The organism is Glutamicibacter arilaitensis Re117 (assembly GCF_000197735.1).
GTDB classification, from domain to species: Bacteria; Actinomycetota; Actinomycetes; order Actinomycetales; family Micrococcaceae; genus Glutamicibacter; species Glutamicibacter arilaitensis.
This window is the reverse complement of sequence record NC_014550.1, coordinates 3,406,621-3,433,066: the sequence shown is the minus strand read 5'-3', so window position 1 is coordinate 3,433,066 and position 26,446 is coordinate 3,406,621. Positions and strand designations below refer to the sequence as shown.

Sequence of the window (26,446 nt, the reverse complement as noted above, 5' to 3'; positions counted from 1 at the left end):
AAATTGTCCAGTCACCAACTGGACAATTAATGCGCCGCATCCGTTACTTCACACAATACAGGGCACAATATGTCGGGGCGTAGCTCTCACTGTGTGAATATCGTTCGTTTCTGGCGCACTTGGGGTTCCCCACAACTAGTGGACACGTGATCTAGCTCATGCTGCTAGCGTTAGCACGGTCCTATGCTGTTCAACGCGTTCCTGCTGACCGCGAAGCTTCTGCTCAAACTCCACCGGAGGAACCATCCCCAGGCTTGAATGCAGCCGGCGGCGGCGGTTATAGAAATCCTCAATCCACCAAGCCACTTTCTGCTTGGCGTCCGCCCTGGTTGCCCACCGATAGCGGTCATAGAATTCGGTCTTCAGCGTCGACCAGAATGACTCGCTCATGGCGTTGTCCCAGCACACGCCCGTGCGGCCCACGGACTGCAGCAAATCCAGCTCAACGGCCACCTCATGCAACTGAGCTGAGGTGAATTGCGAGCCGCGGTCCGCGTGGAACACCACCTGACCTGGAATCTGGCCGCGCAGGGTCCTGGCCATGCGCAGGGCCCTTTCCACCAGATCGGTGTTCTGCACGCTATCCAGCGCCCATCCCAGCACCCTGCGGGAGCAGCCATCACGCACTGCGCACAAGTACAGCCAGCCCTCGTTGATGCGCAGATACGTAATGTCGCTGATCCAGACCTTGTCCAAGGTGCCCTGGTCCCATTGCCGGCGCACCCGATCCGGCAGGTGGTAAGTGTCAACGCCTTGGATCATGGTCACCGGAGTGAACTTCCGTGGGCTGATCCCTTCGATGCCCTGGCGCAGCATTGAAGCAGCGACGGTCTTGGGATCGGCCGGGGATCCCTCGCGGGCCAGCTGGGCGGCCACCCGCGGAGCCCCGTAGGTCTGATGGGAATCGTTGAAGACCTTGGCGACCTTCACATCCCGTGCCCGCTGCGCGGCACCCCTCGGGGACGGGCCAGCGGATTGGCGTTGCCTCCAGGCGTAATAGCCTGATTTCGAAACGTGAAGCAATGACGCCATGCGGGTCAAGGCAAACTCATCCTTCAACGCGTGCATCAGTTCGAACCGTTCGACCGATGTTGCTTCGACGCGAAGAAGGACGCTGCTTTTCCCAGGAAACGGTTGTCCTCCCGCAGTTCGAAGACTTCCTTGCGCAAGCGTTTGAGTTCTTCGCGTTCGGACTCGTCCAACGCTCCGGTCGGCTCACCGTCCAGGCCTCGGCGGGATCGTTCTTTCTTCACCCAGGTGCCCAGTGTTTGCTCGCCGAGATTCAGTTCCTTGGCGACCGCGCTGATGGTGCGTCCGGTATCGATGACCAGGCCGGCAGCTTCCCTGCGGTACTCCTCGGTGAAGGACCTGCGTTGCTTTTTCATATTGCTCATTAATGACATCCTCTCAAATGCGGGATCGGCTGATCCCGCTTGTTCGGCTGTCCACTAATTCTCTAATGGTTATTGGCAGGTCTGGGACCCGCTGGCAGGATAGGTGCCACCAGCCACGATGTGACTCACACTAATTCTGTCCTTAGAGTATTCTGAGTGACTTTAGCCTGACGTGTCCGTCGTAGCTGGTGACACCAGCCCGGCCCCTTGACATGGCTTCATAGAAGGCCGTCCGCACCCCACCGGGTGCGTGACTCATTAGAGAATCGCCTGCCAAGAACTCTTTCCCGGACCGGTGCCAACCATAACGGCTACCAACCGATGAAGGAGGCGAAACCGTCATGACCATCGTTGCAGAAACATACGACTACGTCATCGGAATCGACACCCACGCACGAACCCACACCTACGCCATAATCAACACCCGCACCGGGAGCAGAGAGGCCTGCCAGGCCTTTCCGACCAGCCCTGCCGGCATGAACCGGACCTTGGCTTGGATCACCAAACGCACTACCGGCACCCTGCTGGCCGCAGTGGAAGGAACCCGGTCTTACGGGGCCACCATCACCCATGCCCTGACCATGGCTGGGTTCCCCGTGGTCGAGGTCAAACCACCACGTAGACAGGCCCGTGCCAGGGTGGGCAAGACCGACGAGATCGACGCCACCGCAGCGGCCATGGGCATTCTTTATCAGGACACCGAGCGTCTGCTTACGCCCCGCGCCGAAGGCACGCGCTCAGCGTTGAACGTACTGGTTGCCAGCCGCGAACGCATCGACGCTGAACGCACCCGGAACCGCAATGCCCTGACGGCTCTGGCACGAGAAATCGACCTCGGTGTTGATGCGCGTAAAGCACTCACTGACATGCAGGTCAAACAGATCAGCGCCTGGCGTGAGCACCCCACCGATTCGGTAGCGCAACGCTACGCGAGGGCTGAGGCCAGTCGCTTGGCCACGGCGGTGCTTGACGCCGACAAGCTACTGGCCGCAAACAAGACACAAATGGCTGAATTGGATGAGCAGATGGCCCCCGGGCTGGCCGCCGAGTTCGGGTACGGGCCGGTGACTGTTGCGTGGATCCTGATCGCTTACTCGCACACAGGCAGAGTACATTCTGAAGCGGCATTCGCGTCTATGGCTGGGGTCGCTCCGTTGCAGGTATCCTCCGGGAACACGGTACGGCACCGGCTTAATCGGCATGGTGACAGGATGCTGAATCAAGCGGTGGACGTCATTGCCAAGGTACGGATGCAGTTCGATCCTCAGACCAAGGACTACGTGGAGAAACGCAAGGCTGAGGGGCTGAGCTACCGGGAAATCAAACGGGTGCTGAAACGGTACATCGTTCGGAAAGTTTTTCGTCGGCTACGCGTGCTGGTCCCTTGACAGAACCCATAGAAGGGTCAGGCTAACCCCAGCCAGGAATAGGTCGTACCTAGAGACGGCGTTTTTCTCCGTTTAGCCGGAGAAGGGATTCAGAAAAGGTTTATATAGGTGATTTCCAGGCTTGGGTTTGAAATCACCGTTCTCAGCCATCTTGCGCTCGACTTTATCCATGACCTTCTCCATTTCGCAAACGTTAGCATCGAGCCAGTCGACGCCCTCGGCAACAGTATGAATGACATCAGCACCGATTACAGCATCGGGCCACGTCAGCGTGGCCGCATGAGTCTTGAGCGGGAAGAGGCGGAGCTGGATTCGGTCGATGACACCTTCCGCAATCGAAATAATGCTCCTAATTGGATAATGTTTATAAACTGAGCCCCCCATCGAGTATGGGTCTAATCTGAGGTCGTATTCTTTTCTGACATCCTTAGGATGCTGCCAGTATCGGTGGTGTAGAACTGCGAGACGGGAAATATAGTCAGTCAGGCGGGAGATTGCTACTTCTTCTCCGACTCTCCGTTCAAAATCCTGGAAGCTCACCAACTCAACGTTTGCGTTTTCTGCGGCTTCAAAAGCGCCAGACTGGTAACCGTTCTCGGCAATCAAAAGACCCCGGTCTGCACCGGTCTCTTCTACGATTTTGTGAAAAGCTAGGACCTTTTCCTTAGTAACACGTGTCTGCCACAGTTTGCACTCGATGAGCCACGTGATGGGTGCTCCTAGTGCCGTAAATTTAGCGTATACATCGATATCGTGGTGAGTCCGGGTGCCTGGAATCCTTTTATTTGTTTCAGCGCAGACACCGCGTTGCTGGTTCAGGACCTTTTTTACTGCTTCTTGGAACTCGCTCCAGGCTGCCTTTGCCACCCATTCCTCCTAAATGTCATTGATAGAGTACACGGGAATTTTGCTCGCCCCTGTGTTTCATTACGACCGGACATCAGGAAATAAGCCTGGGGAGGAGCTGTGTATCCTGAGTAACCATGTGTCAGTACAGCAACCGATGCCCCGTCGGACAACATCGGCCCGGAACCAAATGCCAGTATTCCGGTTCCTCGCGACCCGACCGAAACTATCTCATGCCTTCCTCATACCGCATGGCTACTTCTTCTCCCGGAAGCTCTGGCCAGCCCTCAGATGTCACGGGACGGAAGCGGCGGTATCGGAAAGTCGCGGTATCAATGGGAATCGACGTCCTCGACATCCTGGCAGCGTTCATCCTGGCCACAGCCTGGAACGGCAACCCCGAAGCCATCAGCACCGGGACAATTCTGTTCGCCGTCTTGCTTGTGCTGCTGCCGCTTGGCTTGGGAATTTGGCTGACGCGTACCTGCACCGCATGGAACGGAACCGCAGATGGGCGCTGCGCCAGAGCTTGCTACGGCCTGCGACGGTGCGGCATCCCTGAACACGGCAGGAGCACCAAGCTTCTCACTCTGCCCGAAGGCATGGCGCTGCTGTCATGGGGAGTTGCCGTGTTGAACATTTGGATTCTTCTCAGCGCCATCCTTTAGGGGCCCGTCCACTAACGATCGTTTACGGGAAGAAGAATCGCCGTTTAGCGCGGCTGCGCTAAACGGCGGTTCTTCTGCATTTTCAGATTCCCGAAACCATGTCCTGAAACGGTCGTAGATCACTACTAGACTGTTGACGTTTTTGGGACATGATTTTCGAAGGAGCCGATACTTTCGTCCATTATGTTAACGTTTCGCCTAACCGCCACGTTGGCCGCTTCTAGCGCGTTGAGAAGAATCTGTCGATCATCCCAATTGTCCTTTAGATCAATCCAGTGGACGCCTTCGATATCGGAGATGGGACGAGTGAAACCTTTGCGGACCAGGATGGTTCGTTGATCATCCATCGCTAATGCCATTCCTGCTTCAAGAATGACATTTTGACGAGCTTGGCCGGTTAGTTCTTTTTCAGGGCTTCGATCGCTTGGCTTGACGAACTGCTTATCCAGCCTGGCTTGATCGTCGGGGGTAAATAGGACCACCACTGCCTGGGCGTTCATGAGGCCAGCCTTAACAATTTCTAACGTAGAGGGGGAGGGCTTATTGGTAAGCTGACGTGCATCAGTCCAGGTCAAAGGTAGTGCATCGACATGCTTTAGAAAACGCTCAAGAGTATTTTTGGAGTCTAGGTCTCTGCCGTGAACGATAAAAACCCTGCGAGGATCAAGGTTAAGTTTTTGCATTCTTTCCTCACTGATTTCGTTTATATTGTTGACGCGTGGCCATGGTTTCATCCATTCCGGAGTGGATGATTCAGAGTCATTAGCTTTAGTGTCACGCCATGAGGCGACCCAGTTTTGTGCTGGTTTCTCGGGCGGAGATGAATTTGCGGTTGCTGGTAACGCGACCGATTGGTCGCTCAGAATAAACCCTAAGCGTTCCAGTTCCTTTTCCAGATCATCGAATTCTTGCCCCTCGTTGCGCCGTTCCGCTCCATATGGATCCTCGTAGTACACGGTGTTGACGAGCTTGACGAACTGATGATCGGCGTCAAATTTGGCTGTTATTGCTTTCACAATCTCAAGCGCCTTTTTGGGTTTTGAGACGCTTGGTTCTTCGATCTCAGGTGCGAATTCAATCCAGAGAGCGCCTAGATCATTGTGGGTGATGTACTGGTTGCTTCCTAATGCCCGTGCGAGCTTACTTCTCAAAGCAGGAGTGAAAAATTCTGCGGTCATGATCTAATACTAATTTGTCGCTGCGATTGGCTTGAATACCGAAAGTGATCAGACTGGGCTGCTTAGGAGTTTTCGGACAGCGGATTAATGGTTTCTCTACGCTGCCGTAGCCGACTGCTGATAACTATAATGGACTTCATTCGGACGCCGATAACCAAGCGCCGAATGACGCCTACGACTGTTATAGAACCCCTCAATATAGCGGATAACGTCCTTGCGGGCCCGTTCCTTCGTAGCGTAGGTCGTGCGGTAGACCCGCTCGTTCTTCAACGCCGAGAAAAAAGTTTCTGCCTGGCTATTGTCCCAGCAAATCCCGGTCTTACCCATGGACGAACGCATCCCCAACCGGGCAACCAAAGCCCGGTATGAAGCCGAGGTATAAACACTTCCGCGGTCGCTGTGGCTGATCGCGTTCGGCTCGATCCTGCTCGTATCCGCAGCGTTGCGCAGGGCCTTCTCCACCAGCTCGGCACGCATGTGATCCTCGATCGCCCAGCCAACGACTTTCTTCGAATAGCAGTCGATGACCGTCGCCAGATAGATGAACCCCTGCCACGTGTGAATATACGTAATATCACCGACGAACTTGAGGCCCGGGCGATTCGCGGTGAAGTCACGTTTCACCAGATCAGGCATGCTTGCAGCAGCTTCGGCATCCGCTTCGGTAGTGGTCCTAAACGGTCGTGGCTGACACGGCACCAGGCCCTCTTGGCGCATGATCTGGCGGACCAGCTCCGGTGAGCACTCGCTGTTCTCAGCGGCGAGGTCCGCGTGGATCCTGCGGTACCCGTAGGTTCCTTCTGATTCCTCGAAGAAATGGCTCACACGGTCCGCCAAAGCCTGTCTGCGAGCCGCGGTGGCCGAGACTGGGCGGGAGCGCCAGTGGTAGAACCCGGACCGGGAGACCTCCAGCCATCGGCACATCTTCACAATCGCCGGAGTTGACGAGTCTGCTGCGTAGGAGTCGATGAATTCATACTTCGCCACTACCGTGGCTCCCTTGCGAAGTATGCGGCCGCTTTTTTTAGGAACGCTGCTTCGGCCTTCAGCTCTTGGTTTTCGCGTTCGAGTTCCTTGAGTCGGGCACGTTCGGAAACGTTGAGTTCCGGCTCGGTCTCAGGGCCGCCGTGGGCTTCTTTGTACTTCTTCAGCCAGTTGCGTAGCGTTTCGGTGCCGACGCCGTATTCAGTGGCGACAGACTTGATGGGTCTGGCTGTGTCGATGACTTCGCGGCAGAGTTCGTCTTTGAATTCCTGGCTGAACTTGCGTCGTGTTGATGACATTTGTGGTGCTTCCTCATTTCGGTGAACCCCATCATTTCATGGGGTGCCACTGTCCGAAATATCCATAGCAGCCCAGACTTCCCGTAATGGGCCTTCTGCTGAGAGGTGTGAAGTAGCCGAACACTATTGAGTTTTTTGTTCATTGATCCTGCGGTAAAGGGTCGCTCTAGACATTCCCATGTCTTTGGCGACTTGGGTTGCCGGTTCGCCGGCTTGGATGAGTTTCGCTGCGGTGCGGATCTGCGATTCGGTGAAGGTGGGGCGACGGCCGCCGAGGTCGCCGCCTGTGACTGTTAGCTTGATTTGGCGGTTTTCGCGCAGCTACTCATGGCGGTTCAACTGATTCCGATAACGAGCGTGGAACGCGCAGCTTCAACAACGTCATCGGTAATAGTGTCCAGCTCATTGATCTTCAGGACCCGCTGCATCTGTGTGAAGAGCCGATCAATCAGCCGGAAATTACCGCGCGTGATGCGCGCGATCGCCGCGACAGCTTGCGTATCGGTGAAGTCCTCCAAATCCAGGGTTTTGCCGAGGGCACGCCACTTTCGTTGCAGGACGAAATGCAGTTCATCCTGCGCAAGCGGACGGTATTCGTGGGCGAAGCCGACACGGCTATAGAGCTGAGGATATCGGCTGAACTGCTTTTCTATGCCGGGCATCCCAATCAGCATCAGAGCGATATTGTTCCTGTCATACCTATCTCGCAGCACTTCCAAGGCAGTGGCGTTGAGTCGTTCCGACTCGTCGACGATGATCAGCTCCACATGCTTGTCTTGATTCATCGGACCGTTCGTGACGCCTAGGGTATCAAGATGTTGGTGAATGCAGATCGAGGTCCGATTAGTGATCAGTGAGAGCTCTTCTTTGATTTGCTTAGGAGTTGTCAGAACCCCTGGGGTGAAGAAGACGGTTCGCGTTTTGGCTAGATCCTTATAGATTTGGAGGTCGCTGTCCTCCCGGCGACCCCATTCCTCTACTAACGCCGCGGCTTTCGGGCTCCAGTTGGCATAGCGTTTAGCCGAGAGGGTTTTGCCGATTCCAGCTTGTCCGTAGCAGATCCCGATGGTCCGCTGCCTGCGCACCGCATTGGCGAACTCAGTGAAGCGGCGGTGCTCCTTTGTTGCGATAAATGTTGAGGGTGCCATTATTCGTCCTCTGCGTAGGTGCGCAACTTCGTTTTCTTAGTTGGGTGGGCCGCCGGATCAGGTTGGGTTGGCTCCGTTGGTGGTTGTCCGGCCGGTAGAAATTCTGCGACGGTGGCTATTCGTTCTTTGATTTGTCCGCGCAACTGACGCTTGCGTGCGGAGCGTGCCTTCTGGATGTCCTTGAACGTCACGGTGGCTCGTTCATGCGTGGGATCCACGGCTTTGCAGATGTGCTGGCCCCGGTGAAAGACCTGGATCTCGGCAACGTCCCGAGGGTCGTAGCGAAGAATGACGGATTCTCCGACGTAGGCGGCCAGCAACGGGGAAATGTAGCGTAGGCCTTGGAAGTGCACGCCATCGCGGTGGACGATTCTTGGTTTGGCGACCGTGAGCAGCAGCAGGTTCAGTTCATCGATGGTTTCAGGCAGACGCGGTAACCAGCCGTTGCCCTGCCACGCTTTTTGAGGCGTTTCCTTGATCTCTTGATGCTCACGCTGGTGATAGTTCTGCCCAATGAACTCTTCTAGCGCCGTGTCCAGTTCACCGATGGACAGCCCCGGCTTAGGATTGGGCACGCTGTGCAGGTAGCCAGGCAACCGGGCTAAGAGCTCGGTATTGAGGGTGCCGAAGAATCGCTCAATCTTTCCTCTGCCCTGCGGCCGGGCCACCGTGGAGAAAATGATTTCGAAGTGCAGGTCTCTGGCGGCCTGCGCTAAGTGGTGGCTCGTGAAATCGGTTCCGTGGTCTACATAGAGCACATCAGGGATTCCGCACATCGGCCAATAAGCTGTCTTTTTGGGCCAGATCGCCTCACGCAACGCCAATGCCGTATTCAAGGATGAGGGGGCGCCGGTGAAGATCATGTACCCGCAGAGGGCTCGCGAGTAATCATCCATGATCGTGGTGAGCCACGGGCGGACCGGCTGGTGGCTAGCGTCAAAAACCAGGATGTCGAGCTCGGTATGATCGGCCTGCCACACCGCGTTCGGGCGTTCGGCGCGGCGGCGCCAGACCAGTTCATATTTATCTCGGTACGCCGCCGTACCTTGCTGCGCCAGCGTCATCATCCCCGGATCTATCTCGCCGACAATCGAGCGGATGGTGGAGTAGGAAACCGGTGCCCACCCTTGGTGGAGCGCTACCTTGTTGACTTGTTCGTGGATGGCTGCCGTGGTCCTGGGCGGTTTAGCTAAGGCGAGGCCTTCGACCAGGTTCACGAATTCGCTGGGCATCCGGCGTCCACGTTTGCCAGGTGCCACCGGTTCCAGACCAGGCTTCCCGTGGAGCTTGAAGCTCTGGTGCCATCGTTGCAGTGTCCTCAGGCCGATATGGTGTTCCCCTGCCAGAACCGTCAGCGGCACTCCGTCTTCGACGTGTTGCCGCAGCATTTCCCAACGTGCTGTTGCCTTAGCCAGGTAGTCACGAGGAGTTCCTGCTTTCTCGGTACTGCTGTCATTCTGGTCTCGCCCCAGCGGTGCGTCCCTGCGCGTTTCGCTTCGCCGGGACATGGCCGATCACAAGCTCTTGGAAGAGGTGGGCTCTTGGCCCAAGTGGCGGTAGAACGTTGCGCGGCTCCAGCCAACCAGGCGTGCTGCGTCTTCGGCGGTGCGTCCCCTGGCGCGGGCATCTTTGGCGATCGCGAGCTTGTCGGCAATCACTGCCGGGTCAGAGGCCGGCCGGCCGAAACGGGTTCCGGATTGCCGGGCGGCGGCAATGCCGGCGTTGACTCGTTCCACGATCAATTCGCGCTCGTATTCGGCCAACGAGGCAAGCATGTTCAGCATCATCCGACCGGTCGAGGTGGCCGGGTCGATGCCATCGGAAATGGAGCGGACATTAATCCCGCGCTCCCGCAAAAGGTTCACGGTATTCAAGACATCGATCAGGGAGCGGCCCAGCCGGTCAACCCGCCACACCACGACGGTGTCGCCGGCTTCGGCATAGTCCAGCAGCTTCTTCATTCCGGGCCGCTCGATCGCGCTGCGGCTGCCGGAAGTCACGTCGGCGAACACGTCGCGCTTCTGCACCCCTGAAGCAACCAGGGCATCGAGCTGCAAGGCCGCGTCTTGGCTCAAAGTGCTCACGCGCGTGTATCCCAAATGTCTCACCTGCCCAGTGTGGCTCAAAAACCCCTGCACGGCAAGCAGGTAAGACGTTTTACGTTGGGACGACTTTATAAGACGGTTGGACTCCTTGCCGTTCCGGAATATTGAGACGGCATGGCCGGACTGAGGAGAGTGTCTCAATAATCTTTAGTTTGTTGAGACAACGCGGATAGGGTCAAGCAGGCATCTAAACCGATACCATCTCCTGCAACGTGGCAAGCAACATGAAGAGGGGCCGCACCTGGTAGGTGCGGCCCCGTCATGTCTGGCAACTTCAGGTATTGGCGTAGGGTGCTGGACACTTATTCCAAAAACTCTCCGACGCCACGAAGGTTTATTTCACCGAGGGTAACGATGTGCAGGTATTGATCCGGTGCTTGCTGTTCAGCGGCGCCCCGACTGCAATATAGAGCCGTGGGCTGTGGATTCTCCATGATCCCGAAGATTGGATTCCCATCGGCGTCCTCATCGTACGATGACAAAGTAGTATGCGTCAGATACAAAACGCAGCCATCTACCAGGTCTATGCTTTCGGCACCCTGCACCTTACGAGCTTCCCAGCTGACTTTAGTGTCTAGATACTTTTCCTGAATCGCAAAGCATTCACGTTCACTGGCCACGATCGCAATTATTGGCTCTATGTATTCAAGATCTGGAAATGGGCTGGGTTGTTTCCCATAGACGACGTAGACCATCTGATCTTCTGAATATTTCGAGCCCAGGCGAATCTTGATTTTTGTCAGGATACTGCTTAGAGACGGCATGGAACCCCCTTCTGTACAGGAGCGTAGGCATCAGCATAGTAAGTCTTGCCTTTGTAGACAATAGATCCGAGAGTACGGCCTGACCATGTGGTTTTTTTCGCAGATTTGCATGACAGTGCGTGATTTGTCTGCGTGAAGACAACAGGATAGTAAGTGCCGTTATATTTATCGCCCTTTATCTTTTGGGCTGGCTGGCTAATATCCGGGCCACCCTTGATCCACCAGGCTAATCGTTTAAATCGCGCCTGTGAAGAATGCTTGATCGAAGTGACTTTCGTGGTGCAATAGGTTGTGGATTTGAAGCCACCCGTACTATAGTTCCCAGATTTTCTGGTGTGAAAACCTGCGGCAACGATCTTGCAAGGCCCATAATTCACTTTTGCCATGGCACCCACATTGAATCCAGCTTTGCGTAGTTCGTCCATCTTATCCATCTTGGCTACTGCATCGGCAGGCGATTCCGCTTCGATGTAGTTCGATTCCGTAGGGGTTTTCTCGGGGAAGAAATCTTTCGTTGAAAGGGCATATTCCGAAGACTGCTGCACCGTATGGGTGTCGCTAACAGGAATTTCAACAGCCTGCGCTATCCCCGGTAATACAGCTACCAAAGACAACGCAAGGGGTAATGTTACAAAAGTAAAATTCATCGTTATGCCTGACGCTTGTAGTTTAAACTTTTGGTTCTGGGCTCAATATTTTTTATTATCTTCAATAGTGTAACTTCTTGCCTAGAGTTTTACCACGATGCACCTTAACAGCAGGCTGAAAGTTCATAGTCTTCGGTAAGGGCTGATTCGAGGCATCGGTCAGGTGCGGCATTGCGACCTATCGAAGAAATTAGAACGGTGACAGGCGAGATCACTATTGGTCCAAGCCAGGTCATTGAATTTGAGCGCCAAGGCCGCGGGGTGTGTGGTCCTTAGGAACTTTGGACTTTCTGATGCCCTTGACGGCCCTGATGGCAGGCTTCCTGAGCTGACGTCACCTCGACGCGAATGCTCTCCATCTCCCGGTCGATGCCTTTAGCTTCGAGATTTTGGACCGTGCCCTCGCGTTTCTCGGCGCTCACATATACAGTCCCGCTTATGGCCGGCTAAAACCGCCACTTGGAGCTGCGATTTAGCCGTCAAATAACGTCAACAGTCACAGAGTCAGGCCGTCGCTATGCTGTGCAGATGGTCCGCAGGCATCGGCTGTTGGAGACTTTTCTTGTCGAGGTGCTGGGGTATTCCTGGGATCAGGTGCATGATGAGGCTGAGAATCTGGAACATGCGGTGTCTGACTTCATGGTGGAGCGGATCGACGAATTACTGGAGTTTCCCTCGCGTGATCCCCATGGCGATCCGATCCCTTCGGCGTCAGGCGCGGTGGATTCGCCAGCCGCTGTCCCACTTAGTGATGTTGGAGCGGGGCAGGATGTAAGTATCGAGCGGATTTCTGACGAGGACCCTCAAATGCTGAAGTTCTTTGAAGATCATGGGTTCTGCATTGGGAAAAACCTGTCGATCAGTCAAGGTGCCCCATTTTCGGGGGTATTGGAAGCTCGGATCTCAGGGGCCAAAGAATCTGTGCTTCTTGGCGCTGCAGCGGTCAAGGCACTGTATGTATCCATTGATTCACAGGATGCAATAGGTTCATAGGCGACGGGAGAGAACCCAGAGGCAGGCAACTGATCCGAGGGGTCGCCGGCCTCTGGCTTCCCTTTACTCTTTAATTGGGGCTGTGCTGTAGCCGGGATTCGTTGCGGGTCCTATGATACCTAGCTAGTTTGGCGCTGATTAGTCCATGTTGTGGGCTGAAGAGATATGCCAGGAAGAAAGCGGCGCCTTGGCTGAGGACGACCATGCCCCCGGAGGCTGTGTCGAAGTAGTAGCTCGCATACAATCCTATAACGGCGCATAGTGCCGCGATGAGTGGGGCGATCATCAGCATTCTGCTGAAGCGGTTGGTTAGTAGGTATGCGGTTGCTCCTGGGATGATGAGCATGGCGACCACAAGGATGACTCCGACTGCTTGTAGCGCTACGACCGCTGTCGTTGCTAGAAGTGCTAAGAGCAGTGCCCCGAGTAAACGTGGGTTCAATCCAATGGCGTGGGCATGGGTTGGATCAAAGGCGTAGAGAGTGAAATCCCGGCGTTTGGTGAGGAGTATCGCCAGGGTTAGGGCACCGAGGATGATGATTTGTGCCAGATCTGTCCATGAGACGCCTAGTAGATTTCCGAAGATGATGTGGTTCAGGTCAGTGTGTGCTGGGGTTACAGAGATGAGGACTAGTCCCAGGGAAAAGAGTGTGGTGAAAACGATTCCGATGGCGGCGTCTTCTTTTACTCTGCTGGTGTCTCGCACAATGCCGATGAGCAGCACTGCGAGGAATCCGAAGATTACCGCTCCTAGGGCAAAGGGTGCGCCGACAATATAAGCAAGGACAACACCGGGGAGCACTGCGTGCGATACCGCGTCTCCCATGAGGGACCAGCCGATGAGGACAAGCCAGCATGAGAGGACCGCGCAAACTACTGATGCGGTCAGCGTAGTGATCAAAGCTCGAAGCATGAATTCATAGCTGAGCGGTTCGATGAGAAGGTCGATTAGTTGCACAGTTATCCTTTTGCCAGCACGTCAAGTCCGAAGGCCATAGCCAGATTCTCAGGTTGAAGGACATTTTCTGGAGAAGAGTGCATCAGCACTCGGCGCATAAGAAGGATGGCCTCGTCTGCTAGTTCGGGTAATGCTTGTAGGTCGTGAGTCGACACCACAACGGTGGCACCTTTATAGGCAAGTTCGCGGATTAGACGGGTGATTGTTGCTTCGGATCGTTTGTCCACTCCTGCGAATGGCTCGTCGAGGAGCAGGATCTTCGCTTCTTGGGCGATGCCGCGAGCAACGAACGCGCGTTTTTTCTGCCCTCCGGAAAGCTGGCCGATTTGCCGGTCAGCGTATTGGGTGAGCTCCACTTTTTCTAGTGCTTCGTTGACGGCTTGATGGTCGGCAGTCCTAGCACGGCGCGTGAGTCCCATCTTTCCGTAACGTCCAGTCATGACGACTTCGCGCACGGAGAGTGGGAATGCCCAATCGATGTCTTCATGCTGCGGGACGTAACTGATTCCTGCACGTTTGCGTTCTGCAGCAGGATTATGGGAATTAACCAAAACTGTTCCTGTGACGGGGTGAACCAGGCCCATGATGGTCTTGAATAAGGTAGATTTTCCCGAACCGTTCATGCCGATCAGAGCACAGACCCGGTGTGGATTGATATCCAGCGTTACTTGCTCTAGTGCTCGTATCGCACCGTATTGGACAGTGACATCTTTAAGCGAAATAGCTGGGGGCATTAATTCTCACCAGTCAATGCGTCGATAATCGTTTGCGTGTCGTGACGGATCAGCTCTAAATAGGTAGGCACAGGACCGTCTTTTCCGGAGAGGGAATCCACATAGAGGGTGCCACCGAATTTGGCATCGGTGGCTTCGACGACCTGCTGCATGGGCGCGTCAGACACTGTGGACTCGCAGAAAACTGCGGGTACTTGGTTCGTGGTGACGAATTCGATGGCAGAGGTTATCTGCTGGGGTGTTGCTTGCTGCTCCGCGTTGACGGCCCAGATGTATTTTTCGGTTAGATCGGTGTCTTTGGCAAGGTAGGAAAAAGCTCCTTCACAAGTGACGAGTGCTCGTTGGCTCTGGGGCAGATGGGAAAGTTCAGTGACTAGCTCGTCATGCACTTCCTGTAATTCCTCTTTGTATGCTGCTGCATTACGCGCGTATTCATTGGTATTTTCAGGGTCAAGAGTGCTGAATGCCGAGGCCATGTTATCGACGTAGACCTGTACGTTTAGCGGGCTCATCCAGGCATGGGGATTAGGTTTTCCGGCATGCTCGTCTTCGGTGATATCGATTGGTTCGACACCGTCACTGACAACAGCGTGGGGCACGTCTAATCCCTCGACGAATTGGCCGAACCATGCTTCGAGATTCATTCCGTTATCCAGGATCAGGTCAGCTTTCGCAGCTTTGCTGATATCGCCCGGGGTGGGTTCATAGCCGTGTATTTCCGCTCCGAATTTCGTAATGGATTCGATCTGCAGGTGGTCGCCGGCGACGTTTTCAGCGATATCGGCTAGTACGGTGAATGTGGTTAGGACCACTGGTTTCTTTTCTTGAGTCGTGGCGTAATTTTGCGGGGAAGTGGTGCAGCCAGTGAGGAGGAGAGCTAGGGCTCCTGCGCTAATAGCAAGGGAAAAGCGTGGGCGGAATGAACGTGGAGATCTGGGCATAGGATTGCCTTTCGATCGTAGGTTTACGGCTGAAGAATCTAGAGTGAGCTCATGAGTGATGGCGGGGTCTCAGGGGGTGGCCCTGCGCGATGTGCAGCTGAGGCGAATCGTTCTAATTTGGTCGGGTTTTCGCCGCGGCAGTAAATGCCGACTAGTCGCAGGAAGTAACGCACTACAGTTGCCGGGTCGGTGGAGGAACCCAGTAGTGACTGCGCTTCGTGGTGCTTGGACTCTTGCGCGGCGCGGAACAATGCGACGGCTTCGATCCAGAGTCCGTCGTTGGTTCGTTGTGAAGCATTATGTTGCATGGGTAGAACTCTAATGTTCGGTACACCGAAGTTCAAAATACTACTTGTTAGGTCGAGGGCCTTTCTGAAGCATGGATAATGCATGATTATGCAGAATGTCGGTTGTAGCCTGTGCTTGGATGTTGGTATCGCCGAGGCATTTCATGGTCGAAGTTTGAATGGTTGAGCCCATAGCCAGATGGGATCGGGGCGATCTAGGGGTGCGGTGGGGCAATACCCGTGGAGTGGCTAATCTTTCGACACATAGTTTATGAAACTGAGTTTTGCGACGAAATATCCTCGAAAATCTGTTGAGTTCTCAATCGTCGAGGATTTCCACTCAACCTGGCGCATGACTGTGTCACAAACGACCGTTTCCGGTCCTTCTGCAAACAGGTGGGGTCATTACCACTTCAGTTTTACGGGATGTCGAAATACAGCGCTCAGTCTGGAATACTAGGGGTGTGCAAAAATCCGCCCGCTCGACACGTGTTCTCAGAGGCACGACCGCCGCATTCTTTGCGACGTTCGTTTCTCTGTGCTCCCACGTACTCGCAGGCGGAGAAGTACCAGGACTCCTGAACGTCGCGCTACCTCTCGCGCTGTCGCTTCTCGTGTGCATGTTGCTCAGCGGTCGACAATTCACCCTGTGGCGCTTGGCCGGGATGGTTGGATTCAGCCAGCTGCTCTTCCATCTGTTGTTCTCGATGGGAGCCGGGCATTCAGCTGCGTCCATCATTGGCGGGCAGGACATGCACGCGCATCATGGGATGGCTATGCCCATAGATATCACTACCTCGGCCGACGCTGCCACCATGAGCCATGGTGATACCACGATGCTTCTAGCCCACCTCATGGCGGGCCTCGCTACCGTGCTGGTTCTGCATCGCAGCGAACAAATGCTCATCGCTGCCGCTAACATCGTTGACCTGTTGACCTGGAAACTGCTGTGGCGACTAGTTACTTTCGCCTACCAGCTAATCCACCCACTGCCGACTCCCACTGCCCCGCGTGAAATCCCGACCTACACGATATGCGTGTATTCAACGTCGGTTATTCGTCGGGGTCCACCCGCACTCACCACGGTGTAAGACCACTCCCATTTACAGATCAACGTGTCTGTGGGTTTTTTACGTCTGCCTTACTGACGACTGACAGGCGGATTTGTTGCGTCTCGTGTTGCTGTCCACAGGAAGTTGCTCGTATGCAAGACCGCTTTGAACCCGGGCCTGGCATGCTGCTTCACGCACAACTATTCATCGTGATGATTTCTTAGCTCAGCAGCTGCCTGCATAGTTTCGCGCCCCGTCGCTCAGTAATCCGCACAGTGCGCTTACACCATAGACTTCCATGCCCTTCTTCTGAGGGCAATCCCTCACCATGCCATCCCCAACAACCGGTTGCCCTGCATATTGCTCGGCATCCAGAGTTTTTGGGCTCAACAGCATATCTCCTTCGAAGCGCGCTGTCTGCGCTTCCATATTTTTAGGATGAACCTTGAACACCTCTTTTGCTCTGCGTACCGCTGCTCTCTGTGCCGCTGCCCTGCTCACCCTGAGCGGCTGCGCTACAAACCCCGCCGAGAACAGTCCCGCATCACCGTCTAATGCTTCGGTCACGATGAAAGATCCGTGGGTGAAGGCCGCTGACGAAGGCATGTCCGCAGGATTCGGCACCATTGAAAATACCGGGGACCACGACATCACCGTTACCTCCGTGACCAGCCCTGCCTCCACCGATCTGGAACTGCACGAGACCGTAGCCAATGAATCCGGGGCCATGGTCATGCGTGAAAAAACCGGTGGCTTCACCATCCCCGCCCATAGCGAACTGCATCTGGAACCCGGGGGAGACCACATCATGCTCATGGACCTCACCGAACCACTGCAACCAGGCAATGATGTGAACCTGACCCTGACCTTCTCCGATGACACCACCTTCGATGTCACCGCCCCCGTCAAGGAGTTCGCCGGAGCCAACGAAAAATACGAAGGCACCGAGCACGGGGACATGGACCACAGCACCATGGATATGGACCATTCCGCATCGGAAAGCGCCCACGATCACTAATGCCCCACGAAAAGACACCCTTTCAAAGTGGCCCGAGTCGGCGCGGTGTGCTGTTCGGTGGAGCCGCCGCTGGGCTGGGAGCGATCGCAGCCCTCGGCATTGAGTCCTTGACTAGCACCACCGCGCCCGCTGAGGCAGCGGATCAGTTGCACGGGAACACCGTGATTCCGTTCTATGGCCCCCACCAAGCAGGCATCGCTACGGAACCGCAAGCCCACGCCACCTACATCTCTCTCGCCCTGCGCGAGAATCTCGACAGGGCCGCAGTGCAACGCCTCCTGCGACTGCTCACAGATGACGCAGCAAGGCTCACCCAGGGGCAAGCTGCATTGGCAGATACCGAACCGGAACTAGGAGCAGTTCCTGCCCGGTTGACCGTGACCTTCGGCTTTGGCCCGAAGCTGGTGGAGCTGGCAGGATCCTCTGCCGCAGGTATTCAGCCACTGCCTAAGTTCAGTATCGATCGGTTGCAAGAACGGTGGAACGACGGGGACCTGTTGCTGCATATCGCCTCGGATGATCAGCTGACCGTGGCTCATGCCCAGCGGATGCTGCTCAAAGATGCCCGACGGTTCGCATCGGTGAAATGGGTGCAGCCAGGGTTCCGCCGTTCTAGAGGATCAGAAGCTTCTGGCACGACGATGCGTAACCTCTTCGGCCAGGTTGATGGAACCGTCAACCCGTCGCCGCAGACCGCAGACTTCAACGCGCTGGTATGGAACCCTGATGGAAGCACCACCATGGTCATTCGCCGCATCCAGATGGACGTCGACACCTGGGACGAAGTGGATCGTTCCGGTCGAGAATTCAGTGTTGGACGAACCTTGGCGAATGGTGCCCCCACCACCGGCAGTCAGGAACACGACGAACCCGATTTCGAAGCAACCAACGCTCTCGGATTCACGGTCATCCCGGCCCACGCGCACATTCGACGCGCCCGCTCAGAGAACCCCAGCGAGCGGATCTTCCGCCGGGGATACAACTATGACGAGCAGCCCACTGGAACCGATATTTCCGATTCGGGACTGATTTTCGTGTCCTACCAACAAAGCGTGGCCAAGCAATTCGTCCCGTTGCAACAACGTCTGGCGGAGCTTGACGCGCTGAACCAGTGGACCACGCCGATCGGCTCTGCCGTGTTCCTCATCCCGCCAGGCTGTGCCGAAGGAGGATTCGTCGGTGAAACCCTCTTCAAGGCATGACCAGCCCTATTATTTCTCTTCTTTCAAGGATTACTCATGACTCTCTTGGACACCGCACCCCCCGGAATCCCAACCGCCTTCCATGCCTTCCCGTCCGACTCGCAAAGGCTGGTTTGGGCAACTGCTACTTCGGCTGCATTTCTACGCAGGAATTTTCATCGGTCCGTTCATCCTCATCGCCGCCGTGAGCGGAGCCTTATACGCGATCACGCCGCAGATCGAACAAGCGGTCTACGCCAAAGAACTGCACGCACCGGTTGCTGATTCCTATCTGCCGCTAGCTGATCAAGTCGAAGCGGCCAACACCTATATGGGTAGCAGCGAAACCTTGGTCGCGGTGCGTCCGGCACCGAATCAAGGGGACACCACGCGGGTGATGTATGCCGACCCAGCACTGGGCGAGAGCGAAACCAGGGCCATCTTGGTGGACCCTGCCACCGCTGAAATCCGCGGCGATCTCACCGCCTACGGAACCAGTGGTGCCCTGCCATTACGCACCTGGATCGACCAGTTGCACCGCAATCTGCAACTCGGTGAGCCAGGACGCATGTACAGCGAGCTGGCAGCTTCCTGGCTAGGTATCATTGCCCTTGCTGGCTTAGGTCTATGGATCTTGCGGATCAGGCGCACCAAACGCAAAAAGGACCTCCTACGTCCCAATACCAAAGCCACCGGCTACCGCCGACTGGCCAGTTGGCATGGCTCTCTGGGGATCTGGGTCTTGCTTGGCGCGTTCTTCCTTTCCGCCACCGGGATCACTTGGTCCACCTACGGCGGCGCAAACGTGGGTGAATTGCGTACTGCGCTGAACTGGGGCACCCCCTCCGTTAGCACCGACCTCACTGCCGCTGGCGACGGTTCCGCTGATGAGCATGCCCACCACCATGGAGCGGCTACAGCACCCCCCGGGGAGTCGGTGAACCCGGCAGCTTTCGACACGATGCTCGCCATTGCCCGCGAAGTCAATATCAACACCGGACTGGTCGAAATCAAGCCGCCCGCTGCGGAAAGCAAAGCATGGGTGGTCCAAGAAATTCAACGTTCATACCCGACCGAAGTTGACGCGGTCTCCATTAATGGTCAAACCCTGGAAGTCGTCGACCGGGTAGATTTCAAAGACTTCAACCTTGCGGCGAAGCTAACGCGGTGGGGAATCGATATCCACATGGGGTCTATGTTCGGATTGCCGAACCAGATCTTGTTATTCCTCGTCGCTACCACCATCGCGACCATGGTGGTGCTGGGATACGTGATGTGGTGGAAACGTCGACCCATGAAAAATCCCTCGCAACGCATGGGCAAGACACCGGCTCGCGGCGGATTGTTGCGTGCCCCGTGGTGGGGGCTGCTGTTGCTACTGCTTGCAGCCGGAATGGTAGGGGTCTTCTTGCCCCTGATGGGAATCAGCCTCGCGGCTTTCCTCGTCATTGACATGATCGTAGGCCGGCTCCAACGCAGTAAAGTTCAACATCGAACCACTGAATAAATTCAAAAGTTCAAACAAGTTTTAGTTGTGCCCTTCGCGCTGTAGGCGAAGGGCACAACTGTTTCAAAAACCACCGTTAGTGAATTACTCGGAAATAACCTCAATGTCACTCATGTAAGCAACAGGATTCCTCGACTTGCTGCGCTGAATCTCCTTACCTAGCAGCGGGGAATCCTCATCGGGCAAAACTTCAATGCTCACTCGACCAGAGCCATCTTCAATGTCTTTCAAGACACCGTAAATACGGCCAGCCGCCCGCACAACGTTCACAGAATCAATGACGATCAACTCATGTGCATTAAGAACACGATCAGCTTTCGCAACCCACCAGCGGCGGCCGCGGTCGATCCACCAATCAAATTCGTGCTCACCGACTTCGTTGACACGGATAACAACTTTTTCAACACCCATTTTTCCTTCTTTCACAGTTCCAGTCCCCCTGCCCTGCATACCCAATAACAAGTAACCAGGTATAGTTATACTCTAATACTAGTATCTAAGTAACGTCAACCTATATACAAGTATAGAAGTATGACCGCTTTCGCTCGTCTACTTTCTGTTGATCACTACGGCGAATTTCGCACCGGGAAGCAAAGACGCTGCATTCTTGGAAGTAAAGTTTGATCTATGGTGAAAATTGCTGACTTGGTAGAACAATATGGCGCACTGGCAAAAGACCTCCTAAACGGGCCCGGTGAGCCAGAAGCCGCCCTATCCCAGCCAGTAACGGAACTTATCATTGCGGTGTCGAATGACCTGCTGCAACGTAAAACCGTGATGCATCGCGAAGTCCGTGAAGACTCCGGCACTGTCCGGCCTGACTACGGCGCGCGCGTCGACGGCCTAATGACTGGTCACGTCGAGCTCAAAAAGCCTGGTACTTCCCTTGACCCGTCGACTTACGCCAAAACCTCGCATAACGCACGACAATGGCAGCGCTTAAGCAATCTCCCAAATCTTCTGCATACAAACGGCACAGACTGGCGTTTATGGCGGTTCGGGGAACTGATCGCAGACTCCACACTGCATACCCCTAGCCTTGCCACGCATAAGGGAAAATTGACCGCTCCCGCATCGTTCTTGCCACTGATTACAGACTTCCTAACCTGGACTCCAACCCCAATCACTTCTGTTGGCCGGCTCGTGGATACAATTGCGCCACTCGCCGTAATGCTGCGTGAAGAAGTCCTAGAATCCCTCAAAGCAGACCGCCGCTTTGCCAAAGCAAACAACATCGACCCTGGCCTGCGGCCCTTCATCGGACTACACCGCGACTGGCGCGCGAGCCTCTACCCGCGCGCCACCGACGAAGAATTTGCCGACGGATTCGCACAAACCGTCGTTTTCGCCCTCGTCGTCGGGTTGTCCGAGGGAATTGAACTTGAAGGGTTAAAGATCCCTGAAATCGCTAGCCGGTTGAAGGCTAACCACACTCTGCTAGGTCGTGCTCTGGATCTGCTCACCGAGCACGTTGCTGAGTCAACGGTTGGCTTGGCGATTGAAACGATTGTCCGGGCTCTCTCCGCGGCGCGGTGGCAGCATATTTCCCAAGGCCGGCAAGATGTTTACCTACACCTATATGAGCATTTCCTGAGCGCTTATAACCCTGAACGGCGTAAGCAATCTGGTTCGTTCTATACACCGGTTGAAGTGGTCGATTCGATGACTCGGCTAACTGATGAAGCACTCAAGAAGTACTTGAACACCCCTGAAGGCCTTTCAGCCGATACCGTGGCAGTGATCGATCCGGCGATGGGCACAGGCACTTACCCCCTTTCAGTGCTTCGCCAGGTCGCAGATAATTCTTCGAAATACGGGCAAGGCGCTGTCAGTGATGCCGTAACCTCTGCCGCGCAGCGGCTTTACGGCATCGAACTGCAATCCGGTCCATTCTCGGTCGCTGAACTACGCCTCACTCAAGCAATCCGCGATTACGGTGGTTCACTTCCTGACGGTGGATTGAATCTGTATGTTGCCGACACTCTAGAAGATCCAAAGTCCGGTTCGTCGCGTCAGTTGAGCTACACGTTGCAGTTGATCGCTGAACAACGTCAACGGGCTAACAAGATGAAAGTCGAAACACCGATCCAGGTATGTATCGGCAATCCCCCATATAAGGATAAATCTGAGGGTCTGGGCGGCTGGATTGAGCTGGGCGACCCAAATCGACCCAACACGCCTTTAGACGATTTCAGGCTGCCCGGTAACGGAAAATTCGAATACGTCCTGAAAAATCTATACGTGTACTTCTGGCGCTGGGCGATGTGGAAGGTCTTTGAAAGCACCCCTGCTAGCCACCACGGCGTGGTCTGCTTCATTACTGCTACCGGTTACCTCAATGGACCGGGCTTCAGGGGAATGCGCCAATGGATTCGGGAAAACACCTCGCGCGGCTGGATTATCAATCTCACGCCAGAAGGAAAACAGCCGCCGGCAAACACTGCTGTGTTCAATATTGAGACACCAGTGTCTATTGCGCTCTTTATCCGCGATCAGGCCAATGACCCAACTGCTCCTTCCGAAATCAAATACACCGAGCTCCACGGGCTGCGCAAAGAGAAGTTCGGTGCCCTCGACAAGCTGAATCTATCTGATGCTTCATTTACTCTTGCAGGTTCAGATTGGACTGACGGGTTTGTGCCTGCTGCCGGGGACGAATGGACGGCATTCCCAGCATTGAATGACCTGTTCCCTTGGACTGCGCCAGGTATAAAGCCGAACAAGACATGGGTTTATAACCCAAACAAGGAAATTCTCGAACAGCGTTGGAACGATCTGATTCTTGAAGATGACAAAGAACTCAAAGCAGCCAAGTTCAAGGAAACCAGCAGCACGGGGCTTCATCTAACTAAAAAGATTCCCTTGATCGGTTCTGATACAGAACAAAATACCCAGGACGCATTTGATTCCGTTGCCTGGCCAACTCAGCCGTCTATTGTCCACGTCGGTTACCGATCTTTCGACCGTCAACACATCATCGCAGACAGTCGACTCTTACACCGTGCGAGTCCAGACTTGTGGGCAGCGAGGTCGAAAGACCAGGTCTTCATGGTTGAGCAACATGCCCATGAACCTGGGCGGGGTCCCGGCATCATGCTTTCTCATCTGATCCCAGATATGGATTATTTCAATAATCGTGGTGGCCGTGTTCTACCTATGCTAAATCCTGATGGTTCGCCAAACGTCGCTCTTGACCTACTAGATACTTTGTCAGAACAACTTGGTGCTGACCTCACAGTCGATGATCTCTTTGCATACGTAGCTGGCATTTCTGCGCATCCTGGCTACGTTGAACGATTCAGCGACGAAGTAAAGTATGGCGCTAATCGAGTACCGATTACTAGCGATCTAGAACTTTGGAGTAAGACAGTTGATATTGGTCGCTTGGTGTTGTGGCTGCATACCTTTGGCGAGCGTGGCGTTGCACCTTTAGGTGCAACTAGCATTCTCGATCACGTCACCACCGGTGCTTTGCCTTCTTATGATGTGGCAGTTAGTAGTGCAATGCCTGAAACCGCAACCTATGAACCGCTGACCCAAACTATCTCTTTGGGTTCCGGGCAATGGTCTAATGTAGATCCGCGCGTTTGGTCCTACGCAGTTGGCGGCCGAGAAGTTATCGAGTCTTGGATTGGGTACAGGCGCAAGAAACCAAAGGGCAAACGAACTTCGCCGCTCAATGATTTGGTCACAACAAACTGGCCTAGTCAGTGGTCGCGTGAGTTCTCAGAGCTGCTGGCTGTTCTAACTCATTTGGTTCATTTGGAGGAACAGCAAGCGGATCTCTTAGAGCAAGTCTTGGATGGTCCAATACTGAGCGTGTCTGAGCTAGAGGACATGGGCGTTCAGTGGCCGAAAGTGCCCAAGGACCGCAAGCCACGCATGGCGGGTGATTTGTTCTAAACAGTTCGGGAAGGTTTAGCTTTCCAAACTGTCTACTTACTGCGTCGCACCGGTCGTTGATGTAGGTAGGACGCGGTGAAAATGCTGAGCATGAGGGCCATGGTTATGGCGTACCAAAACAAGTTTGTAGCGGTATGTTCTTTGTCCCTTGCGGCTAGCTCATAGCTGATCCTTGATTGCTTTGATTTCTTCGTCGGTTGCCCCTGGCAGTGCGTAGTGGATTCCGTTTTTGATTTGGATCATGCGCACTACAGGATCTCCGAGGTCTGCTGCTTTGTTGTTGTAGCCACTTTGGTAGGCTTCCAGCACGTCGCGTACTGAGGTGGCACCGAATTTTCGGTAGGCTTCCAAGACTACTCTGCCGGTATCATCTCCGGGGTGGTGTGCCGAAGTTGATAGATCGGCGACGCTGCCGTCGTGAGCGAGGTCGGCTGCGTAGCGGCCGATATTTTGCGCTTTGGTGATGAGTTCGTAACTGCTTCTCATGATTGCCTCTCCGGGTTCTTGAATGTCGATTGACTGTGTTCAGAGGCCGTGCACATGCCAAGATCGCATAACGCTTGGTAACTCAGGTACCGCAACTTTTGGGTTGTGCGCGGGCGGTCGATTAGTTCCTGCTGTCCAGGTGTGTGCAGGAAAAGCAGCGGAGCGTTGGGGGCTTTTGCTGTGCACAGGTGGGCAGGAGGTTTAGGAACCTTCGTGGGCCGTTGGTTCTGCTGGGGGCAGGGTTTCCATCCAACGGGTGTTGTCGATGGCTACTTGCAGAGCGTTTATCGTTTGTCTGACGGCCGGCAGGGTTTCCTGGTGGTCTTTGTTCCAGGCATCGGTGCTCATGGTGATGCGGCCGGCCCTGGCAAGATCTTCCAACTCATTAGAGAGATCGACTAGTTCTTGATAAATATCTGACACGTTGCGCGTCATGGGTTCTACTCCTGTTCGGTGGGTTTTGGTCGTAGGCTATCGAATCTGACTGACAGATTAGGAAGCCAGGTTCCGTAGGTCTCCCCCTTCTCGTCTTCCCAGATCACGTGTACCAAGTGCGGTGTGCGTGCTGTAGCGTGAGCCGGAATTTTCGGTGCCCCAGCATGCGTATGGATCATGGCGGTGACAGCTTCGTGCGGTCGAATTGGCTCTCCCGGGTAGTCTCCTGGCTGCATTCGCATGAAGCGATGCGGTTTGCCCTGGTGAGTGAATACATCCCAGGGGTTGGGCACGGGTGGCGAGGTTTGAGCGCGGCGGCCGGGGGAGCTGGCGGCGGAGGCCGCCGCGCTCGATTTCCTCAGCTGATCGGTGTTGTCTCGGCGCTGGTAGGCCGATTCCCAAATACTTGTTGAGCTGTTCACGGGTTCGGTGTCCTTGTAGTCATGCCGGTGTTGGTAGGTGGGGGAAGACTTTCACCTTCCCCCACCTACCTTGTTGGATTGTTTATTGCTTTGGATTCTTCATCGCCGTTTTGGAGACTTTACCGCTTGCTATGAGTTTCATGAACAGATTTCCTAGCTCGTGGTTGGGTTCTAACTCGATCACTTCGGTTAGAGTGGCCATCGCTTCGGTGCTGTTCCCTCGTGTCCAGTGCGCCCATGCTACAGCGCAGAGGATGTTGGGGCGCGGACTCCCGGCGATCTGGGCCAGTGATTCGAAGAGCATTTCGTGGCCATCTTCTAGGATCTGCCGATCTTCGACTACTCGATCACCGATTAGGTAACTGGCAATTTCTACCTTGTCCGTGGCGGTTCCTGCCAGTGCAAGGACGGCCATATCTCGGCCTAGCTTGACGCTGAACGTTCCGGTGAGCCACCCGGCAACTTCTTCGGTCACTTCCCCAGCTTCGCGGTAGATCGCGATTTGAGTAGCCATTTCATGGCCGATCTTGGGAGCGATTTCCTCGAGGCTGTCTCCCATCTTCATTATTTCGGCCACTCGCGCTACTGCGATGGTCTGCACCTCGATGCTGGATTCTTCGCAGTGCTCGATGTCCTTGGCGCGCAATGGGTTCTTTCCGTTTAGTCGGTCTTCAAGGGTGAGCGGTTCCGCTTCGACCTCTGAGTAGGCTACTGCGTCGGTGCCATCGCCGTTGAAGTCCATGATCTGGCCGTTGGCGACGAGTACCGCGCGCCGGATTGGTGCGCCGATCAGCATCATGAGGTTGTCTAGTTCGCTGTACCCGCGACCCTTGAATTCTCCGCGATCGTCGTACGCTACGAGGACAGTAGCGTCAATGCCGTTGTCGGTGATGATCTGACCGACAAGGCTGTGGATTGCGTCAATCCACTGGGTCACCTGTCCGCCATTTGCAATGTCTACTCGCAGGGTGGCGACTACCGACCGACCTTTGCAGAGCAAGATGGCCACAGATTCCTGCGGGTCGAGCTTGAGGCTGGTGCGGACGAAAGCTGCGATGCTCACGTTGCTTGAGATGCTAGTCATTTTGACTGCCTTTCCTTGGTTCTC

The 26,446-nt window shown here is 55.0% G+C and carries 25 protein-coding genes and 1 pseudogene; 8 read left to right on the top strand and 18 right to left on the bottom strand.

Annotated features, from left to right (window positions below):
- Window positions 1-156: 156 nt before the first annotated feature.
- Window positions 157-1,394, bottom strand: a protein-coding gene (locus AARI_RS16390; RefSeq protein WP_157867181.1) for an IS3-like element ISAar40 family transposase whose coding sequence is annotated in 2 segments (ribosomal slippage) — window positions 157-1,127 and window positions 1,127-1,394 — 1,239 coding nt in all. Because the reading frame shifts where the segments join, the coding sequence is not laid out codon by codon here.
- Between the two features lie 341 nt (window positions 1,395-1,735).
- Here AARI_RS16390 and AARI_RS16380 point away from each other — a divergent pair.
- Window positions 1,736-2,782: an IS110-like element ISAar41 family transposase gene (locus AARI_RS16380; protein ID WP_013350361.1), complete on the top strand. Its 1,047-nt coding sequence runs from the start codon at window positions 1,736-1,738 to the stop codon at window positions 2,780-2,782.
- 72 nt (window positions 2,783-2,854) lie between these two features.
- On the opposite strand, the gene AARI_RS18820 is transcribed toward AARI_RS16380, so the two are convergent.
- On the bottom strand, window positions 2,855-3,649 hold the full coding sequence (locus AARI_RS18820; RefSeq protein WP_013350360.1) for a restriction endonuclease: 795 nt from the start codon (window positions 3,647-3,649) through the stop codon (window positions 2,855-2,857).
- Window positions 3,650-3,963: 314 nt separating this feature from the next.
- On the opposite strand from AARI_RS18820, the gene AARI_RS16370 reads away from it, so the two are divergent.
- Window positions 3,964-4,296, top strand: a complete 333-nt coding sequence (locus tag AARI_RS16370) for a hypothetical protein (protein ID WP_013350359.1) — start codon at window positions 3,964-3,966, stop codon at window positions 4,294-4,296.
- Window positions 4,297-4,421: 125 nt separating this feature from the next.
- Here AARI_RS16370 and AARI_RS18815 read toward each other — a convergent pair whose 3' ends face one another.
- From AARI_RS18815 to AARI_RS16330, 8 genes and pseudogenes are all read right to left on the bottom strand, one after another.
- Window positions 4,422-5,474 (bottom strand): nucleotide-binding protein, encoded by a 1,053-nt coding sequence (locus tag AARI_RS18815; RefSeq protein WP_013350358.1) that lies wholly within the window; start codon window positions 5,472-5,474, stop codon window positions 4,422-4,424.
- A gap of 96 nt (window positions 5,475-5,570) precedes the next feature.
- Window positions 5,571-6,757, bottom strand: a protein-coding gene (locus AARI_RS16360) for an IS3-like element ISAar4 family transposase (protein WP_157867047.1) whose coding sequence is annotated in 2 segments (ribosomal slippage) — window positions 5,571-6,502 and window positions 6,502-6,757 — 1,188 coding nt in all. Because the reading frame shifts where the segments join, the coding sequence is not laid out codon by codon here.
- 123 nt (window positions 6,758-6,880) lie between these two features.
- Window positions 6,881-7,042, bottom strand: a pseudogene (locus AARI_RS19430) (helix-turn-helix domain-containing protein); the annotation flags it as partial.
- A gap of 50 nt (window positions 7,043-7,092) precedes the next feature.
- Window positions 7,093-7,905, bottom strand: a complete 813-nt coding sequence (locus AARI_RS16350; RefSeq protein WP_013350357.1) for an AAA family ATPase — start codon at window positions 7,903-7,905, stop codon at window positions 7,093-7,095.
- Window positions 7,905-9,413 carry a Mu transposase C-terminal domain-containing protein gene (locus AARI_RS16345; protein WP_226910932.1) on the bottom strand — a complete coding sequence of 503 codons (1,509 nt, stop codon included), beginning with the start codon at window positions 9,411-9,413 and terminating at the stop codon, window positions 7,905-7,907. The genes AARI_RS16350 and AARI_RS16345 overlap by 1 nt, the downstream gene beginning before the upstream one ends.
- Before the next feature lie 6 nt (window positions 9,414-9,419).
- Entirely contained in the window at window positions 9,420-10,013 is a 594-nt protein-coding gene (locus tag AARI_RS16340; RefSeq protein ID WP_041649121.1) for a recombinase family protein, read from the bottom strand.
- A 299-nt stretch (window positions 10,014-10,312) separates the two neighbouring features.
- Window positions 10,313-10,774 (bottom strand): hypothetical protein, encoded by a 462-nt coding sequence (locus tag AARI_RS16335; RefSeq protein WP_013350355.1) that lies wholly within the window; start codon window positions 10,772-10,774, stop codon window positions 10,313-10,315.
- The gene (locus AARI_RS16330; protein WP_041649120.1) at window positions 10,762-11,421 is read right to left on the bottom strand and encodes a hypothetical protein; all 660 of its coding nucleotides are present in this window, start codon (window positions 11,419-11,421) and stop codon (window positions 10,762-10,764) included. Before AARI_RS16330 ends, AARI_RS16335 begins: the two co-directional genes overlap by 13 nt.
- Window positions 11,422-11,880: 459 nt before the next feature.
- Here AARI_RS16330 and AARI_RS18810 point away from each other — a divergent pair, with 459 nt between their 5' ends.
- Window positions 11,881-12,414 carry a metal-dependent transcriptional regulator gene (locus AARI_RS18810; RefSeq protein WP_269446600.1) on the top strand — a complete coding sequence of 178 codons (534 nt, stop codon included), beginning with the start codon at window positions 11,881-11,883 and terminating at the stop codon, window positions 12,412-12,414.
- A 70-nt stretch (window positions 12,415-12,484) separates the two neighbouring features.
- Here the strand turns inward: AARI_RS18810 and AARI_RS16320 are convergent, their stop codons facing one another.
- From AARI_RS16320 to AARI_RS16310, 3 genes are read right to left on the bottom strand one after another with little or no spacing between them, the layout of a single operon-like run.
- Complete coding sequence (locus AARI_RS16320) at window positions 12,485-13,327, bottom strand: metal ABC transporter permease (protein WP_049862754.1); 843 nt, start codon at window positions 13,325-13,327, stop codon at window positions 12,485-12,487.
- A 47-nt stretch (window positions 13,328-13,374) separates the two neighbouring features.
- Entirely contained in the window at window positions 13,375-14,106 is a 732-nt protein-coding gene (locus tag AARI_RS16315; protein WP_013350352.1) for a metal ABC transporter ATP-binding protein, read from the bottom strand.
- Complete coding sequence (locus AARI_RS16310) at window positions 14,106-15,047, bottom strand: metal ABC transporter substrate-binding protein (RefSeq protein ID WP_013350294.1); 942 nt, start codon at window positions 15,045-15,047, stop codon at window positions 14,106-14,108. Before AARI_RS16310 ends, AARI_RS16315 begins: the two co-directional genes overlap by 1 nt.
- A 952-nt stretch (window positions 15,048-15,999) precedes the next feature.
- Here AARI_RS16310 and AARI_RS18805 point away from each other — a divergent pair.
- Window positions 16,000-16,425 carry a hypothetical protein gene (locus AARI_RS18805; protein ID WP_157867180.1) on the top strand — a complete coding sequence of 142 codons (426 nt, stop codon included), beginning with the start codon at window positions 16,000-16,002 and terminating at the stop codon, window positions 16,423-16,425.
- 186 nt (window positions 16,426-16,611) lie between these two features.
- Here AARI_RS18805 and AARI_RS20165 read toward each other — a convergent pair whose 3' ends face one another.
- Complete coding sequence (locus tag AARI_RS20165; protein WP_226910952.1) at window positions 16,612-16,953, bottom strand: hypothetical protein; 342 nt, start codon at window positions 16,951-16,953, stop codon at window positions 16,612-16,614.
- Window positions 16,954-16,969: 16 nt separating this feature from the next.
- On the opposite strand from AARI_RS20165, the gene AARI_RS16295 reads away from it, so the two are divergent.
- The 3 genes from AARI_RS16295 to AARI_RS16285 all read left to right on the top strand — a co-directional run bounded on the left by AARI_RS16295 (window position 16,970) and on the right by AARI_RS16285 (window position 20,092).
- Window positions 16,970-17,404, top strand: a complete 435-nt coding sequence (locus AARI_RS16295) for a copper chaperone PCu(A)C (protein WP_231849403.1) — start codon at window positions 16,970-16,972, stop codon at window positions 17,402-17,404.
- Window positions 17,404-18,606: a Dyp-type peroxidase gene (locus tag AARI_RS16290; protein ID WP_041649118.1), complete on the top strand. Its 1,203-nt coding sequence runs from the start codon at window positions 17,404-17,406 to the stop codon at window positions 18,604-18,606. Before AARI_RS16295 ends, AARI_RS16290 begins: the two co-directional genes overlap by 1 nt.
- 82 nt (window positions 18,607-18,688) lie before the next feature.
- Complete coding sequence (locus tag AARI_RS16285; RefSeq protein WP_013350348.1) at window positions 18,689-20,092, top strand: PepSY-associated TM helix domain-containing protein; 1,404 nt, start codon at window positions 18,689-18,691, stop codon at window positions 20,090-20,092.
- An 84-nt stretch (window positions 20,093-20,176) separates the two neighbouring features.
- On the opposite strand, the gene AARI_RS16280 is transcribed toward AARI_RS16285, so the two are convergent.
- The gene (locus AARI_RS16280; protein ID WP_013350347.1) at window positions 20,177-20,503 is read right to left on the bottom strand and encodes a hypothetical protein; all 327 of its coding nucleotides are present in this window, start codon (window positions 20,501-20,503) and stop codon (window positions 20,177-20,179) included.
- A gap of 216 nt (window positions 20,504-20,719) precedes the next feature.
- On the opposite strand from AARI_RS16280, the gene AARI_RS16275 reads away from it, so the two are divergent.
- Window positions 20,720-23,995, top strand: a complete 3,276-nt coding sequence (locus AARI_RS16275; RefSeq protein WP_013350346.1) for a type ISP restriction/modification enzyme — start codon at window positions 20,720-20,722, stop codon at window positions 23,993-23,995.
- Between the two features lie 159 nt (window positions 23,996-24,154).
- On the opposite strand, the gene AARI_RS16270 is transcribed toward AARI_RS16275, so the two are convergent.
- The 3 genes from AARI_RS16270 to AARI_RS16260 all read right to left on the bottom strand — a co-directional run bounded on the left by AARI_RS16270 (window position 24,155) and on the right by AARI_RS16260 (window position 26,422).
- Window positions 24,155-24,481, bottom strand: a complete 327-nt coding sequence (locus AARI_RS16270) for a hypothetical protein (RefSeq protein ID WP_013350345.1) — start codon at window positions 24,479-24,481, stop codon at window positions 24,155-24,157.
- A 201-nt stretch (window positions 24,482-24,682) separates the two neighbouring features.
- Complete coding sequence (locus tag AARI_RS16265) at window positions 24,683-24,916, bottom strand: hypothetical protein (RefSeq protein WP_013350344.1); 234 nt, start codon at window positions 24,914-24,916, stop codon at window positions 24,683-24,685.
- A 504-nt stretch (window positions 24,917-25,420) separates the two neighbouring features.
- The gene (locus tag AARI_RS16260; protein WP_013350342.1) at window positions 25,421-26,422 is read right to left on the bottom strand and encodes a DUF4192 family protein; all 1,002 of its coding nucleotides are present in this window, start codon (window positions 26,420-26,422) and stop codon (window positions 25,421-25,423) included.
- Window positions 26,423-26,446: the final 24 nt, after the last annotated feature.